The organism is Allobosea sp., assembly GCF_051860145.1.
Taxonomy (GTDB): domain Bacteria; phylum Pseudomonadota; class Alphaproteobacteria; order Rhizobiales; family Beijerinckiaceae; genus Allobosea.
On sequence record NZ_JBHYEM010000019.1, the window covers coordinates 40,225 to 54,534 of the forward strand.

Genomic DNA, 14,310 nt, shown 5'->3' on the forward strand with positions numbered 1-14,310 from the left:
GCGTTGTCAATGGCATGAGAAGACCTCTCGGAGGGGCGTCGGTGTCAAGCGGACTGCATCGTGAAATCATCGGCGACATCCTGCGCCTCGGCCGGGACGAAGCCTGGGCCGTCGATGCCCCCGTCGGCGAGAAGCCGCTGGCCGGGCGGCTGGGCGTCTCGCGGACGCCGGTGCGCCGGGCGCTGATCGATCTCAGCGAGCGCGGCATCCTGCGGCGCGAACCCGGCAGCGGCTTCAAGCTCAACCGGCCGATCGACGCGGCGGTGATCGAGCAATGCGGCAATGGCGCGGGCGGCGGCGAACTCTACCGGACAATCCTGATGGATCGCGCCACCGGCACGATCGCGGAGGAGGTCACCGAGAATGGCCTGATCGCGCATCTCGGCGCATCACGCGGCGATCTCCGTCGCGCCTTGCAGAGGCTCTCGGCCGAAGGGATCGTGCAGCGCCAGCGCGGCCATGGCTGGCGCTTCAGCGAAAGCCTCGACACGCCGCAGGCGATCATCGAGAGCTACGCCTTCCGCGAGGCGGTGGAAACCGCGGCGCTGAGCCAGCCCGGCTACCGGGTCGACCGCGTCGCGCTCGAGCGGATGCGAGCCGCCCACGAGGCGCTGATGCGCAAGCCCGCCGCCGAGGTCGCGCCCGACATGTGGTTCCAGGTGAATGCCGGCTTCCACGAGACCCTCGCCTCCTGGTCGCGCAACCGCTTCTTCCTGCAAGCGGTGAAACGCCAGAACGCCCTGCGGCGGATGCATCAATTCGCCGATTTTCCGCAACTGACGCCGGAGCAGATCGCGCAATCCTGCGAGCAGCATCTGGCCATCCTCGATGCGCTGGCGGCCGGCGAGCGCGCCCGCGCCCGCACGCTGCTCGCGGCCCATCTGCGCCAGGCCGCACAGGACTGGCAGAGCCCGGGCTGAAGGCTCGCAGCTCATCCCGATGGTCCGCGATTGCGGGTCACGCAAGAATGCTTTGCGGACTGCCGCGTTTCGCAGCTTCGCCGCCACGACTAACTGGCTTTTGCGACATTTGGCGCGCCGGAACTGATGGCGGCGACTGCGCCGCCGACCGCATGTCGCTATCCGCAGGAGCCCAGATGCCTTTCCAGAATTTCCGGGTCGAGGTCAGCGATTTCATCGCGACCGTCACCTTCGACCGCCCGCCGGTGAACGCGCAGAACCGGGAGACGCGCGAGGAGGCGATCCGCGTCTTCGACCAGCTCAGCGACCGCGACGATGTCCGCGTCGTCATCCTGACAGGCGCCGGCAAGGTGTTCTCGGCCGGGGCCGATGTGAAGGAGCGCGTCGGGCTGGCGCAGGAGCCGGGCGACTATGTCAGCCACAACCGGGTGACCCGGGAATTCTTCTATGCCGTCGCCGACTGCACGAAGCCGGTGATCGCGGCGGTGAACGGGCCGGCGGTCGGTGCCGGCTTCGCGCTGATGCTCGCCTGCGACATCATGCTGGTCTCGGAGAGCGCCTATGGCGTGATGCCCGAGGTCGATGTCGGGCTGTCCGGCGGGCAGAGTTTCATCATGGAGCATTTCACCAAGTCGAAGGCGCGGGCGATGTATTTCACCGGCGCGCGGATCTCGGCGCAGGAACTCCATCGGCTTGGCGTCGTCGAACAGGTCCTGCCGGACGCCGAGCTCATGCCCGCTGCACTGGCGATGGCCCGCGTCATCGCGGCCAAAAGCCCGATTGCGGTGCAGGCGGCCAAGCGCGGCTTCAACACGGTGCAGGCCATGCCGATGCGCGAGGGCTATCGCTACGAGCAGTCGATCACGGTCGCCTTGTCCCATACCGAGGACGCGAAGGAGGCGCAGCGCGCCTTCGTCGAGAAGCGGAAGCCCGTGTTCAAGGGTCGGTGAACCCGGCCTCGTCCGCGTTGCGGGCGGTGGCGAAGCGCGACATGCTGCGCTCGCTCGCGGCCGTCGTCACCCTGGGGCGGTCGACCTGACGAGGACAGACGAATGCCGAGCTGCGTGATCCTTGACGACTATCAGAACGTCGCGCTCGCGATGGCGGATTGGAGCGGCGTGCAGGAGCGCGTCTCGATCCGCGTGAGCGATCGCAACCTGCGGGGCGAGGAGCTGGTCGCGCTGCTCACCGAGGCTGAGATCGTCGTGATGATGCGCGAGCGGACGCCGTTCGATGCGGCGCTGTTCGCAGCGCTGCCGCAGCTGAAGCTGCTGATCACCACCGGGATGCGCAATGCCTCGATCGATTTCGCCGCGGCCGCTAAACAGGGCGTCACCGTCTGCGGGACGCCGAGCGCGCCGGGCACGACGGCCGAGCTGACCTGGGGCCTAATCCATGCGCTGACGCGATCGATCCCGGCCGAGAATGCGCATTTTCACGCGAGCGGGCCGTGGCAGACCAGCGTCGGACGCGACCTGCGCGGCGCGACCCTCGGCATCATCGGACTCGGCAATCTCGGCCAGCGCGTCGCGCGGGTCGGGGCGGCCTTCGAGATGCGCGTGCTCGGCTGGAGCCGTTCGCTCACCGACGAGACCGCGAGATCGGTCGGCGCCGGTCGCGCCGCGTCGCTTCACGAGCTGCTGCGGGAATCCGACATTGTCAGCATCCATATTCCGCTGAACGCGGCGACGCGCGGCCTGATCGGCGGGGCCGAGCTCGCCCTGATGAAACCCGAGGCCTTGATCATCAACACCTCGCGCGGGCCGATCATCGACGAGGCGGCTCTGGTCGAAGCGCTTGAGGCAGGCAGGATCGCCGGAGCGGGCCTCGACGTCTTCGACGAGGAGCCGCTGCCCGGCGACCATCCCCTGCGCCGCCTGCCGAACGTGATCGCCACCCCGCATCTCGGCTATGTCACGGAAGCGAATTACCGCGCCTATTTCGAGGGCGTGGTCGAGGACATCGCCGCCTGGCTCGACGGCACGCCGGTGAGGGTGATGACAGGCTGAGCCAAACGCCCGCAGCCAAGGCCCATCGTCATTCCGGCGCGGACGTCGCCCCTCCCGTCATGGTCGGGCTTGTCCCGTGACCATCCACGTCTTCCGCCATGCAGGGCAGCGTTCAAGACGTGGATGCTCGCCACAGGGGCGAGCATGACGAGGCTGGATCGAGGTGGTGGTTCGGATTCCGGGCTCATCGCGGCGCGATGCCCCGGAATGACGGCGCGGCTCAACCGGCAATCTAGGCCGGCGCGCCAAATGCCCCGGCCTGCGTCAGCCTCGCCCGCTCGTCCTGGCCGATGCCGAACTGGTCGAGGATCGCGGCCTGGTCGGCGTCGAGCTCCGGCGGCGGCCGGTCGATCCGGGCCGGCGTCGCGCTCAGGGCGAAAGGCGACGAGACCGAGCGGATCGCGCCGGCGCCCTCCCCGATCGCGACGACACCGCCGATCGCCGCGAGCTGGGCATGGTCGGCCGCCTCGCCGACATCATGCACCTTGGCGACATTGACCTTGGCGGCGCCGAGCTTCTCGACGATGACCCGGCTCGGCAAGGCGCGCGTCACCTCGCTCAGCACGGCGACGAGCTCGACGCGGTTGCGGCGCCGGTCGAAGGCGGTGCGGAACTGCGGCTTGTCGAGCCGTTCGGGATCGAGCGCGGCGGCGCAGCGCTTCCACATGTCGTCTGCCGGCGCGATGATCACGACCCTTCCATCGGCGGCCGGGAAGGCCTGGTTCGGCACGCTGAGATGGTTGGCCGTGCCCATCGGCTTGTGGATCGCCCCGGTCAGCCAGTAGTCCGTGTAGAAATAGTTCATCAGATGGGCCGAGGAGCGCAGCAGCGAGGTCTCGACGCGCTGGCCCTGCCCGGTCCGCTGGCGGTGGAAGAGCGCGGCCAGGATGCCGCTGACCAGCGCGAGGCTGGCATGCAGGTCGATCACGGCCGTGCCGCAGCGCACCGGCTCGCCATCGGCCTCGCCGGTGATGCTCATCATGCCGCTATGGGCCTGGAGCGCGACATCATTGGCACCGAGATGCGAGAGTGGCCCGCTGTCGCCATAAGCCGAGAACTCGCAGAAGATCAGGCCCGGATTGGCTTGCTTCAGCTGCTCGTAGCCGAGGCCGAACGTCGCCATGGCGCCGGGCCGGAAATTATTGATGACGACGTCGCATTCCGCCGCCATCCGCGCCGCCAACTCGCGCGCCTCCGGCTTGCGCAGGTCGAGCACCATGCTGCGCTTGTTGCGGTTGAGCGCCAGGTAGGACGGGCTCGCGCCATAGCGCGCCATCGCTTCCTCGGTGACGCCGAAGCTGCGGGCGCCATCGCCGGTGCCGGGCTCCTCGATCTTGATGATGTCGGCGCCGAGATCGCCGAGGATCTGCGTCGCCGCCGGCCCCGCGAAGATGCGCGAGAAATCGAGGACGCGGATGCCGTCGAGAGCGCCAGCGGGCGCCCCCTCCTGTTGCTGCGCGGGCTCTGCCATCACGACACCACGACGCGCGCCTTGCCGACGGTCAGGACCTTGCCGGTGCCGTCCTCGCACCAGACCGCGAGGCGATAGAACGCCCGGTCCTTCGCGTCGCGCTCCACGGCCTCGACGCGTGCCGCGCTGATCACGACCTGATCCTCGTAGACCGGGGCGACATATTTGGTCGAAAGCCCGCCCTCGGCGAGGAATCCCGGCCCGAAAGCGTTCAGCAGCAGGTCGAGTATCCAGTTGGTCGAGACCATGCCGTCGGCGATGATGCCGGGCAGGCCCTGCGATTTCGCGTAGTCGTCATCGTCATGGATGGTCGGCCCGCCGCGATGGATGCGGCCGTCATCGGCGGCGACGGTCGCCTGGGTGTCGACATACCAGCGCATGCGCTCGCGTGTCATCCGGCGCGGCCGGGAGCGGAATTCGTGGCCGATCGGCAATTCGGCGGCGGCCATTGTCGTGGTCAGGGTCATGATCAGGCCTCCGCCTGCTTGAAGGCGAGAATGACGGTGTCGCGATAGGTGACGAGCAGCTCGCCGTCCGCCGCGCGGCGCAGCTCGATCGTCATCCGGACATAGTCGCGGCCGCGCTTCTGGCTGCGATCGGCGACGGTGCCAGTGACGCGCAGCGGCACGCCGGCCGGCACGAAGGCATGGAAATCGCCGTCGAACTCGTAGTGGATCCGGGCCGTCGGGCCGGTGCCGGCCGGGCAGGCATGGCGATAGAGGCGCAGCTTCTCGAGATGGACGAGGGTCGGCGGCGCGATCTGGTTCTCGGTGCCCTGGAAATACTCCTGATGCATCTCGACCGAGTGGCAATATTCGCGCACCTGGAACGGGCTGATCTCATATTCCACCGGACCGAGCACATCGCCCGTGTCCAGATCCGTGACATAGCGTCCGATCGCCATTCCTGCCGTCCTGTCTGATGTGGGAGCCGAGCGATAGCACCCGCCCGCCGCGCCGAGGAACGGACGCAGGACGACGACCAACTTTTCAGATGCCGTGAAGATCGAATGCCGCTTTGCCCGCTTGGGCCTTGGCTTTTGCGCCGACCGCAACAATGGTTCTCGCAGGGGCGCGTTGCCGGCCCGGCCTGGGCGGACTAGCGCTCCGAGGCCGCAGCGGCCGACGCGCGCCGCCAAACGCTCGCAAGCAGGGACGCCATGTCTGATCGCAGGAATATCGGCACGTTCGACTATGTCGTGATCGGCGCGGGCTCGGCCGGCTGCCTGCTGGCGAACCGCCTCTCGGCCGACCCCGGCAAACGCGTCCTCGTGCTCGAAGCCGGCGGCAAGGACGACTGGATCTGGTTCCATATCCCGGTCGGCTATCTCTACGCGATCGGCAATCCGCGCGCCGACTGGCTGTTCCAGACCGAGGCTCAGGCCGGGCTCGGCGGCCGGGCGCTGGCCTTCCCGCGCGGCAAGGTGGTCGGCGGCTGCTCGGCGATCAATGCAATGATCTATATGCGCGGCCAGGCGGCCGATTATGACGGCTGGCGCCAGCTCGGCCTGCAGGGCTGGAGCTGGGACGAGGTCCTGCCCTTCTTCCTCAAGCATGAGGACCATATCGCGCCGCCGCCCGGCGGGTTGCACCGCTCCGGCGGCGAATGGCGCGTCGAGCATCCGCGCGTGCGCTGGGCCGTGCTCGACGCGATCCGCGAGGCGGCGGCCGCAGCGGGCATCGCCAAGATCGACGACTTCAACACCGGCGACAATGAAGGCTCGGCCTATTTCCAGGTCAACCAGAAGCGCGGCACGCGAATGAGCGCCTATCGCGCCTTCCTCAAGCCCGTTCTGGAACGCTCCAATATCCGGCTCGAGACGCATGTCCTGGTCGAGCGTGTCGTCGTCAAGGATGGGCGCGCCAGCACCGTCGAGTTCAGCCATGGCGGCGAGAAGCTGCAGGTCGAGGTGCGCGGCGAGATCGTGCTCAGCGCCGGCGCCGTCGGCTCGCCGGCGATCCTCGAGCGTTCGGGCATCGGCGACGGCGAGCGCCTCCAGGCCCTCGGCATCGCGACGCAGCGCCATGCACCGGGCGTCGGCGAGAATCTGCAGGACCATCTCCAGATCCGGCCGGTCTACAAGGTCGAGGGCGTGCGCACGCTGAACAGCGACTATGCCAAGCTCTGGCGGCGGCCGCTGATGGCGCTGGAATATGCAGCGCTGCGCACCGGCCCGCTGACCATGGCGCCCTCGCAGGTCGGCGCCTTCGCCAAATCCTCGCCGGACTACGCCACCGCCAATCTCGAATTCCATTTCCAGCCGCTTTCGCTCGACAAATGGGGCGACGGCCTGCATCCGTTCGGGGCGTTCACGGCAAGCGTCTGCAACCTGCGCCCGTCGAGCCGCGGCAGCGTGCATCTGAAGAGCCCGCGCGCCGAGGATGCCCCCGCGATCTCGCCGAACTACCTCGATACCGAGGAGGATCGGCAGGTCGCGGTCGACGCGCTCAAGCTCGCCCGGCGCATCGTGTCCCAGGCCCCGCTCGCCCGCTTCAACCCGCAGGAATATGTGCCCGGGCCCGACATCTCCAGCGACGAGGCGCTGTTCGCCGCAGCCGGTCAGCTCGGTACCACGATCTTCCACCCGGCCGGGACCGTCAGGATGGGCCGCGACGACGATGCCGGAGCGGTGCTCGACGAGCGCCTGCGCCTGCGCGGTGTCGAGGGCCTGCGCGTCATCGATGCCTCCGTCATGCCGCGGATCACCTCGGGCAACACCGCGGCTCCCACCATGATGATCGCCGAGAAGGGCGCGCAGATGCTGCGCGAGGATGCGCAAACGCGCTGAGGCGATGAGCTGATAAGCCGGCTTGACGCGGACCGCTGCGCCGGCCCATCTTTGCAAAAATAGCAAAGATGGAAATGCCATGGATACGTTCCGCGGAATGCAGATGTTCGTCACGGTGGTGCAGAGCGGCTCGCTCTCGGCCGCGGCACGGCAGATCGGCACCTCGCCGGCCTCGATCTCGCGCTATATGACGGCGCTGGAGGACAGCACCGGCAGCCGCCTGCTCAACCGCAGCAGCCGCAAGCTGACCTTGACCGAGGCGGGGGAGATCTATTTTCGCCATGCCGAGCACATCCTCGGCCAGATCGAGGCGACCAACAGCGCGATCTCGCAGCTACAGCATGCGCCGCGCGGCACGTTGCGGGTGCATTCGCGCATCCTGATCGCGTCGCAGCAGATCGTCCCGGCCATGCCGGAATTCCTGGCGCGCTATCCCGACATCAAGGTCGACCTGATGATGTCGAACCAGATCATCGATCTTGTCGAGCAGAATGTCGACGTCGACATCCGCATCGGCAAGCTCGAGGATTCGGCGCTGATCGCGCGCAAGCTGCTGTCGAGCGAGCGCCTGCTCTGCGCCGCGCCGGGCTATCTCGCCGGCAAACCGGCAGTCGAGACCCCCGCCGACCTCGCGGCGCATAATTGCCTGACCTACCGGCTCCACATGGGCGGCACGGTCTGGCGCTTCGCCGGGGACGAAGGCGAGGTGATCGAGATTCCCGTCACCGGCAATTTCCAGACCGATAGCGGTCCCAGCCTGCGCAGCATGGCGCTGGCCGAGGCCGGCATCATCCTGATGCCGGACTGGTCGGTCCAGACGGATATCGATGCCGGGCGGCTGGTGCGGCTGCTGCCGGGCCACCGGGTCAGCTATGCCTCCTTCGAGAACGGGATCTACGCCGTCTATCAGCAGAGCCGGCACCGCTCGGCCAAGGTCCGCGTCTTCGTCGATTTCCTCGCGGAGTTGTTGCGCCGCAACGACGCCAGGAGCCTGGCGGCCGCGGCCTGAATTATTCGACCTTGACGCCGGCGACGTCGATGATGCGCTTCCACTTGAGGCTTTCGGCCTCGATCACCGCCTGCAGGTCGGCGGGCGTGCCGCCCGTCGGCAGCATGCCGAGCTCCTCGAAGCGCTTGCGGATCGTCGGCAAGGCCAGGATCTCGTTCAGCGCCGTATTGAGCCGGCTGACGATCCCGTCGGGAACGCCGGAGCCGGTGGTGAGATAGAGCAGCGTCACGGCCTCGTAGCCGGGCAGGTCCTCGGCGATGGCGGGAAGCGCGGGCTCGAGCGTGACGCGCTTTGCCGTCGAGACGCCGAGCGCGCGCAGCTTGCCGTCGCGCACCTGCGGCATCATCGCCGTCAGCGTGTCGATCGCGCATTCCACCCGGCCGCCGACCAGATCGAGCAGCGCCGGCCCCGAGCCGCGATAGGGCACATGCACGAGATCGACCCCGGCGAGGTTCTTGAACAGCTCGACGGCGAGGTGGCTCGCCGAGCCCGGGCCGTTGCTGGCGAAGTTCAGCTTGCCGGGATTGGCCTTGGCATAGGCGATGAACTCGGCCGTGGTCTTCACCGGCAGTGACGGATGGACGACGAGCACGCTCGGCAGCTGCGCGACATGGATGATCGGCCGAAAATCCTTGACCGCGTCATAGGGCAAGGATGGGTAGAGGAACGGGTTGGTCATTTGCACGCCCGGCGTCGCGATCAGGATCGCCGAGCCGTCGGGCGGGGCCTTAGCGACCTCGGCGGCGCCGATCGAGCCGGCCATGCCGGGGCGGTTCTCGATGATGAAGGAGGCGCCGAAGACCCGCTTCAGCTCATCGGCCAGCAGGCGCGCCGCGACGTCCGAACCGCCGCCCGCGACGAAGGGCACGATGAACCGGACGAGCTTGCCCGGCCAGGCCTCGGCCTGCGCAGGCCAGGGCGCGAAACCCGCAAGCGAAGCGCCAGCGCCCGCCAGGAAGCCACGGCGATCCAACATCTCTCATCCTCCCACGCAGCCGTCTCGGTGGCGGCTTCAATCGCGGCAGACCTATCAGCCTATCGCGCGCGCGACATCGCCGAGCAGCGCCGACCACTTGTGCGAGGGATGAAAAGCTGGAGCCCGATAACGTCCTGCCCGCTTCAAGCAGAATCGGGAAGGCTTTGCGCCCCAGCACCCGTCACCAGCGCGAGCTCGCTTTCATCCTTCAGCCCGACGCCGGTGAGCGAGCGACGAAGCGCCTGGTTGACCAGCCAGGCGAGCTTGAAGGCCGCGACCTCGAAGGACAGTCCGCCCGGCCGGATATTGGAGATGCAGTTGCGCGCCGCATCGCTCAGCCCCCGCCGCGGCGCGAAGGTCAGGTAGACGCCCAGCGAATCCGGCGAGGACAGGCCGGGCCGCTCGCCGATCAGCACCGCCACCATTCGCGCGCCGAGCGCCTCGGCCGCTTCATCCCCCAGCGCGACGCGGGCCTGGCTGGCGATGACGACCGGCGCGATGCGCAGGCCGCGCTGCCGCAGCAAAGGCAGCGTGGCGGCCAGGAGCGGCGCGGCGTTGTGCTGGACAGCCGTCGAGGACAGCCCGTCCGCGACCACGAAAGCGAGGTCGAACGCGCCCTTGCGGCCAGCCAGCAACGCGAGGCTTTCCGGCGCGAGCCGCCGCCCGAGATCGGGCCGGCGCAAATAGAGATCGCGCGAGGGTGCGGCGCTCGCGACCTCGATGGCCTCGAGCGAGAGCGCGGCCAGTTCCGCAGCGACGGCCTCCGGCCGAAACGGGATATGGACCGCATCGCGGGCCTGGGCATGGGCGAGGCCGAAGCGCAGCACCTCGCGCGTCGGCAGCGAGGCTCCCGAGCGGCCGAGCGCGATGCGCGCAGGCGTCAGGCGCGTCAGCGCCGCCCAGCGCTCCTCAGTAGGAACCGGCTTGTCGTCGCTCATGCCGCCTTGCCCGGCATGGCGGAAAGCAGGGCCTGTCCGCCCCGCCCGCCGCTCAGGCGTCCGGCTGCATCAGTGATCTCCATGCGGCGCAGCCAGGCCTCAAACTCCGGCGCGCGGCGCAGGCCCAGCACCTCGCGGACATAGAGCTGGTCGTGGAAGGAGGTGGACTGGTAGTTCAGCATGACGTCGTCCGCGCCGGGCACGCCCATGACGAAGTTCACTCCGGCCGTGCCGAGCAGGGTCAGCAGCGTGTCCATGTCGTCCTGGTCGGCCTCGGCATGGTTGGTGTAGCAGACGTCGCAGCCGAGCGGCACGCCCATCAGCTTGCCGCAGAAATGATCCTCGAGCCCGGCCCGGATGATCTGCTTGCCGTCATAGAGATATTCCGGGCCGATGAAGCCGACGACGGTGTTGACCAGAAGCGGCTCGAACGGCCGGCAGACCGCATAGGCGCGCGCTTCCAGCGTCTGCTGGTCGACGCCGTGATGCGCGTCGGCCGAGAGCGCCGAGCCCTGGCCCGTCTCGAAATACATGACGTTCTCGCCGACCGTGCCGCGCTTCAGCGAGCGGCCGGCCTCCATGCCTTCCTGCAGCAGCGAGAGCGAGATGCCGAAGGATTCATTCGCCTTCTGCGTCCCGGCGACGGACTGGAAGACGAGATCGACCGGCGCGCCCTGCCCGATCAGCGCGATCGCGCTGGTGACATGGGTCAGCACGCAGCTTTGGGTCGGGATGTCGAAGCGCCGGATCAGCTCGTCCAGTAAGCGAACCAGATCGCCGAGCACCGGCAGCGAGTCGGAAGCCGGGTTGATGCCGATCACCGCATCGCCGCAGCCATAGAGCAGCCCGTCCACGGTCGAGGCGAGGATGCCGGCGGCATCGTCGGTCGGGTGGTTCGGCTGGAGGCGCACCGCCATGGTGCCGGGCAGGCCGATCGTGTCGCGGAAGCGCGTCACCACCCGGCATTTGCGCGCGACGAGGATGAGGTCCTGATTGCGCATGAGCTTGGAAACGGCCGCCGCCATCTCGGGCGTCACACCACGTGCGATGCCGGCGAGGCTCTCCGGCGTCGCCTTCTCCGAGCAGAGCCAGTCGCGGAACTCGCCGACCGTGAGCGAGGCGACCGGCGCGAAGGCTGCCGCGTCATGCGTATCGAGGATCAGCCGGGTGACCTCGTCCTCCTCATAGGGGATCAGAGCCTCCTGCAGGAAGGTCCGCAGCGGCAGATCGGCGAGCCCGATCTTGGCCGCCATGTTCTCTTCCATGCTGCCGGCCGCGATGCCCGCGAGCATGTCGCCCGAGCGCAAGGGCGTCGCCTTCGCCATCAGCGTCTTCAGATCGGCGAAGAGATGGGTCTGTCCGCCGACCGCGACCCGGTATGCCATGGACCTGTCTCCCGGAAGCGCCTCGCCGAGTGTGGGTATGGCCGCGCCGGAGCGCAAGCCGCCGGCCTGCATGCAGGGCCTATGCCGGAGCGGCGTAGGCCTCGATCGTGTCGAAGAGCTTTCGCGAGATCGCGACGCCATCCTTCGCGGTCCGGCTGCGCGCCTTGGTGCGCCTCTCGCCGGGCAGGCGCGCATCCGGTTGGCCCGCGATGGCCTCGAACAGCCGTTCCAGCCGGGTCGAGGCGCCCTCGCCCGCCAGTTCGCCGGGATCGATCGCGATGAAGAATTGGCCGGTGCGCGGCGAGCCGCCGAGATTGTCGGCGAAGGATGAGGCGTCGATCGAGAGATTGGCGCCGGTCAGCCAGGCCGCGAAGATTTCGACGATCAGCGCCAGCCCCGCGCCCTTATAGCCGCCTGACGGAACCATCGAGCCGCCGGCGAGCGCCGCCTTGGGGTCGGTGGTCGGATTACCGTCCTTGTCGAGCGCCCAGCCGAGCGGGATCGGCTCGCCACGCTGCTGATGGACGACGATCTCGCTCTTGGCGACGACGCTGGAGGACTGGTCGAGCACCAGCGGCTCGCGTCCCACCCGCGGCACCGCGAAGGCGATCGGATTGGTGCCGAAGACGGGCTTGGCGCCGCCCGCCGGCGCGATCGAGGCCGGGGCATTGACGAAGCCGAGCGCGAGCAGCCCCTGCCGCGCGATGCGCTCGACATGATAGCCGACGACGCCGCAGTTATAGGAGTTGGTGACGGCGAGCGCGGCGATGCCCTGGGCCTTCGCCGCCTCGCACAGCGCCGGCAGGCCGAAATCGATGGCCGGATGGGCAAAGCCGCCCTTGGCGTCGACGCGGACGAGGCCGGGTTTGGGGCTGTCGAGCACGGGCCTCGCCTTGCCATCGATCTTGCCGACGCGGGCATGCTCGCAATAGGTCGGCAGCCGGGCGAGGCCGTGGCTGTGCACGCCTTCGGCCTCCGCCGCGACGACGGAGGCGGTGATCGGCGCCTCGTTGCGCGGATCGACGCCACAGGCGAGCAGGACCTTGCGCGTCAGCGCCTCGACCTGCGCCAGCGTGAGCCGGACGCCTTCGGTCGGAACATGCGTGTTCATGCCGCTTCCTCCTTGGCCTGCTCGACCCGGTAGAGCCCGGTCACGGCCTGCGGCGTGACCATCCCGTCGGCGAGGTCGCGGGCCAGGCGCTTGGGATCGCGCTTGCCCGGATCGCCGAAGCCGCCGCCGCCCGAGGTCTCGATAGTGACGAGATCGCCCGCCTGGAGCGGGATGCCCGAGACCTTGGATTGCAGAGAGAGTTTCGAACCGTCCGGACGCGTCACCGTCGTGCGGCTGAGCGAGCCCTTCTCGCCGCCCGAAATGCCGTAGGGCGCGTGCCGGAAGCGCTCGAAATTGGTTGAGAGCGTGCCCTCGGCCGCGTCGAGCCGCCATTCGCGCACGAGGCCGAGGCCGCCGCGGAACTCGCCGGCGCCGCCGGAATCCGGGATCAGCCCGTATCTCGTGAAGGTGACCGGATATTTCGCCTCGACCATCTCGATCGGGGCGTTGGTGTTGTTGTGCAGGCCGCAGGACAAGGCGCTGGCGCCGTCGCCTCTGGCATGGCCGCCCCAGCCGCCGACCTCGATGTCGAAATAGACCTGGCGCTTGCCGTTCGGGTTGGTGGTCTGCAGGGCGTAGACATAGGAGATCGCGTAATAGGCGGCCGGGATGCGCTCCGGCATGATCTGGGCCAGCGCGCCGAAGACGGCGGTCGCGATCCGATGATTGACGACCATGCGGCCGGCGACCGGCGCCGGGAAGACGGCATTGACGACGCTGCCCTCCGGCAGTTTCACCGTGACCGCGCGATAGCAGCCGGAATTGGCCGGGATGTCGCCGCCGAGCGCCGCCAGCAGCGCGTAATAGACCGCCGAGCAGGTCATGGCCGGCGTGTTGTTGACCGGCCCCCTCACCTGCGGGCTCGAGCCCTCGAAATCGAGCGTGATGCTCTCGCCCTGCTTGATGATCCTGACGGCGAGCCGGATCGGCTCCTGCGACTGGCCGTCATCGTCGACCAGCTCGACGAAGGAGGATTCCCCGTCCGGCAGCGCCTTGAGCGCGGCCCGCACCATCCGCTCCGAGCCGTCGAGGATCGCGGACATCGCCGCGGCCAGCGGGGCCGGGCCGTATTTCCGCGCCATCCGCGCCACCGCCCGCTCGCCGATGCCGAGCGCCGCGATCTGGGCATTCAGGTCGCCACGCGTCTCGTCCGGCTGGCGCACATTGTGCAGCAGCATCTCGAAGACGCCGGTATTGAGCACGCCCCTGTCGACGAGGCGCAAAGGCGGGATGCGGATGCCTTCCTGGAAGACCTCCGTCGCATTGGCGTAGTAGCTGCCGGCCGCGCCGCCGCCGACATCGACATGGTGGCAGAGCGTGCCGACGATGCCGACGCGCTCGCCATCGACGAAGACCGGACGGAAGGTCTGGATATCGGGCAGATGCTGGCCGCCGGAATAGGGATCGTTGGTGACGATGACGTCGCCGTCGTTCCATTTCTCGAGCGGGATGAAGCGGTCGAGGATCGTGCGCAGGCAGTCCGACATCGAGTTGAGATGGACCGGGATGCGGGCCGATTGCGCGATGTTGTTGCCCTGCGCGTCGAAGACGGCGGTCGAGAAGTCGAGGATCTCGCGCACCACGGTCGAGCGGCTGGTGCGCCAGATGGTGATGCTCATTTCCTCGGCCGCCGCGACCAGGGCGTTGCGGATGACCTCGAGGCGGACGGGGTCGATGCCCTGCTGATGCGTGCTCATTGTCTC

13 protein-coding genes are annotated in these 14,310 nt (G+C 68.5%); 5 read left to right on the top strand and 8 right to left on the bottom strand.

Annotation, left to right across the window (positions count from 1 at the left end):
• The first annotated feature begins 41 nt into the window (after nt 1-41).
• From ACTIF2_RS22705 to ACTIF2_RS22715, 3 genes are all read left to right on the top strand, one after another.
• Complete coding sequence (locus ACTIF2_RS22705; RefSeq protein WP_439499394.1) at nt 42-920, top strand: GntR family transcriptional regulator; 879 nt, start codon at nt 42-44, stop codon at nt 918-920.
• A 176-nt stretch (nt 921-1,096) separates the two neighbouring features.
• Entirely contained in the window at nt 1,097-1,870 is a 774-nt protein-coding gene (locus ACTIF2_RS22710; RefSeq protein ID WP_439499395.1) for an enoyl-CoA hydratase/isomerase family protein, read from the top strand.
• A gap of 102 nt (nt 1,871-1,972) precedes the next feature.
• Entirely contained in the window at nt 1,973-2,929 is a 957-nt protein-coding gene (locus ACTIF2_RS22715; protein ID WP_439499396.1) for a D-2-hydroxyacid dehydrogenase family protein, read from the top strand.
• A 232-nt stretch (nt 2,930-3,161) separates the two neighbouring features.
• Here ACTIF2_RS22715 and ACTIF2_RS22720 read toward each other — a convergent pair whose 3' ends face one another.
• Genes ACTIF2_RS22720 through ACTIF2_RS22730 form a run of 3 tightly spaced genes read right to left on the bottom strand, consistent with a single transcriptional unit; the run spans nt 3,162 to nt 5,304 of the window.
• Nucleotides 3,162-4,400 carry a CaiB/BaiF CoA transferase family protein gene (locus ACTIF2_RS22720; RefSeq protein WP_439499397.1) on the bottom strand — a complete coding sequence of 413 codons (1,239 nt, stop codon included), beginning with the start codon at nt 4,398-4,400 and terminating at the stop codon, nt 3,162-3,164.
• Nucleotides 4,400-4,867 carry a MaoC family dehydratase gene (locus ACTIF2_RS22725; RefSeq protein ID WP_439499398.1) on the bottom strand — a complete coding sequence of 156 codons (468 nt, stop codon included), beginning with the start codon at nt 4,865-4,867 and terminating at the stop codon, nt 4,400-4,402. Before ACTIF2_RS22725 ends, ACTIF2_RS22720 begins: the two co-directional genes overlap by 1 nt.
• A 2-nt stretch (nt 4,868-4,869) precedes the next feature.
• A complete protein-coding gene (locus ACTIF2_RS22730) occupies nt 4,870-5,304 on the bottom strand; it encodes a hypothetical protein (protein WP_439499399.1) in 435 nt (144 codons plus the stop codon).
• A 255-nt stretch (nt 5,305-5,559) separates the two neighbouring features.
• Here ACTIF2_RS22730 and ACTIF2_RS22735 point away from each other — a divergent pair, with 255 nt between their 5' ends.
• Entirely contained in the window at nt 5,560-7,188 is a 1,629-nt protein-coding gene (locus tag ACTIF2_RS22735) for a GMC family oxidoreductase (protein WP_439499400.1), read from the top strand.
• A gap of 79 nt (nt 7,189-7,267) precedes the next feature.
• Nucleotides 7,268-8,197, top strand: coding sequence for a LysR family transcriptional regulator (locus tag ACTIF2_RS22740; RefSeq protein WP_439499401.1), 930 nt, complete (start codon nt 7,268-7,270; stop codon nt 8,195-8,197).
• Between the two features lies 1 nt (nt 8,198).
• Here the strand turns inward: ACTIF2_RS22740 and ACTIF2_RS22745 are convergent, their stop codons facing one another.
• The 5 genes from ACTIF2_RS22745 to ACTIF2_RS22765 all read right to left on the bottom strand — a co-directional run bounded on the left by ACTIF2_RS22745 (nt 8,199) and on the right by ACTIF2_RS22765 (nt 14,304).
• Entirely contained in the window at nt 8,199-9,173 is a 975-nt protein-coding gene (locus ACTIF2_RS22745; protein WP_439499402.1) for a Bug family tripartite tricarboxylate transporter substrate binding protein, read from the bottom strand.
• A gap of 143 nt (nt 9,174-9,316) precedes the next feature.
• Nucleotides 9,317-10,111 (bottom strand): ethanolamine ammonia-lyase subunit EutC, encoded by a 795-nt coding sequence (gene eutC / locus ACTIF2_RS22750; protein ID WP_439499403.1) that lies wholly within the window; start codon nt 10,109-10,111, stop codon nt 9,317-9,319.
• Nucleotides 10,108-11,496 (bottom strand): ethanolamine ammonia-lyase subunit EutB, encoded by a 1,389-nt coding sequence (locus ACTIF2_RS22755; RefSeq protein WP_439499404.1) that lies wholly within the window; start codon nt 11,494-11,496, stop codon nt 10,108-10,110. The genes eutC and ACTIF2_RS22755 overlap by 4 nt, the downstream gene beginning before the upstream one ends.
• A gap of 79 nt (nt 11,497-11,575) precedes the next feature.
• Complete coding sequence (locus ACTIF2_RS22760) at nt 11,576-12,607, bottom strand: Ldh family oxidoreductase (RefSeq protein ID WP_439499405.1); 1,032 nt, start codon at nt 12,605-12,607, stop codon at nt 11,576-11,578.
• Nucleotides 12,604-14,304 carry a hydantoinase B/oxoprolinase family protein gene (locus ACTIF2_RS22765; protein WP_439499406.1) on the bottom strand — a complete coding sequence of 567 codons (1,701 nt, stop codon included), beginning with the start codon at nt 14,302-14,304 and terminating at the stop codon, nt 12,604-12,606. The genes ACTIF2_RS22760 and ACTIF2_RS22765 overlap by 4 nt, the downstream gene beginning before the upstream one ends.
• Nucleotides 14,305-14,310 lie beyond the last annotated feature (6 nt).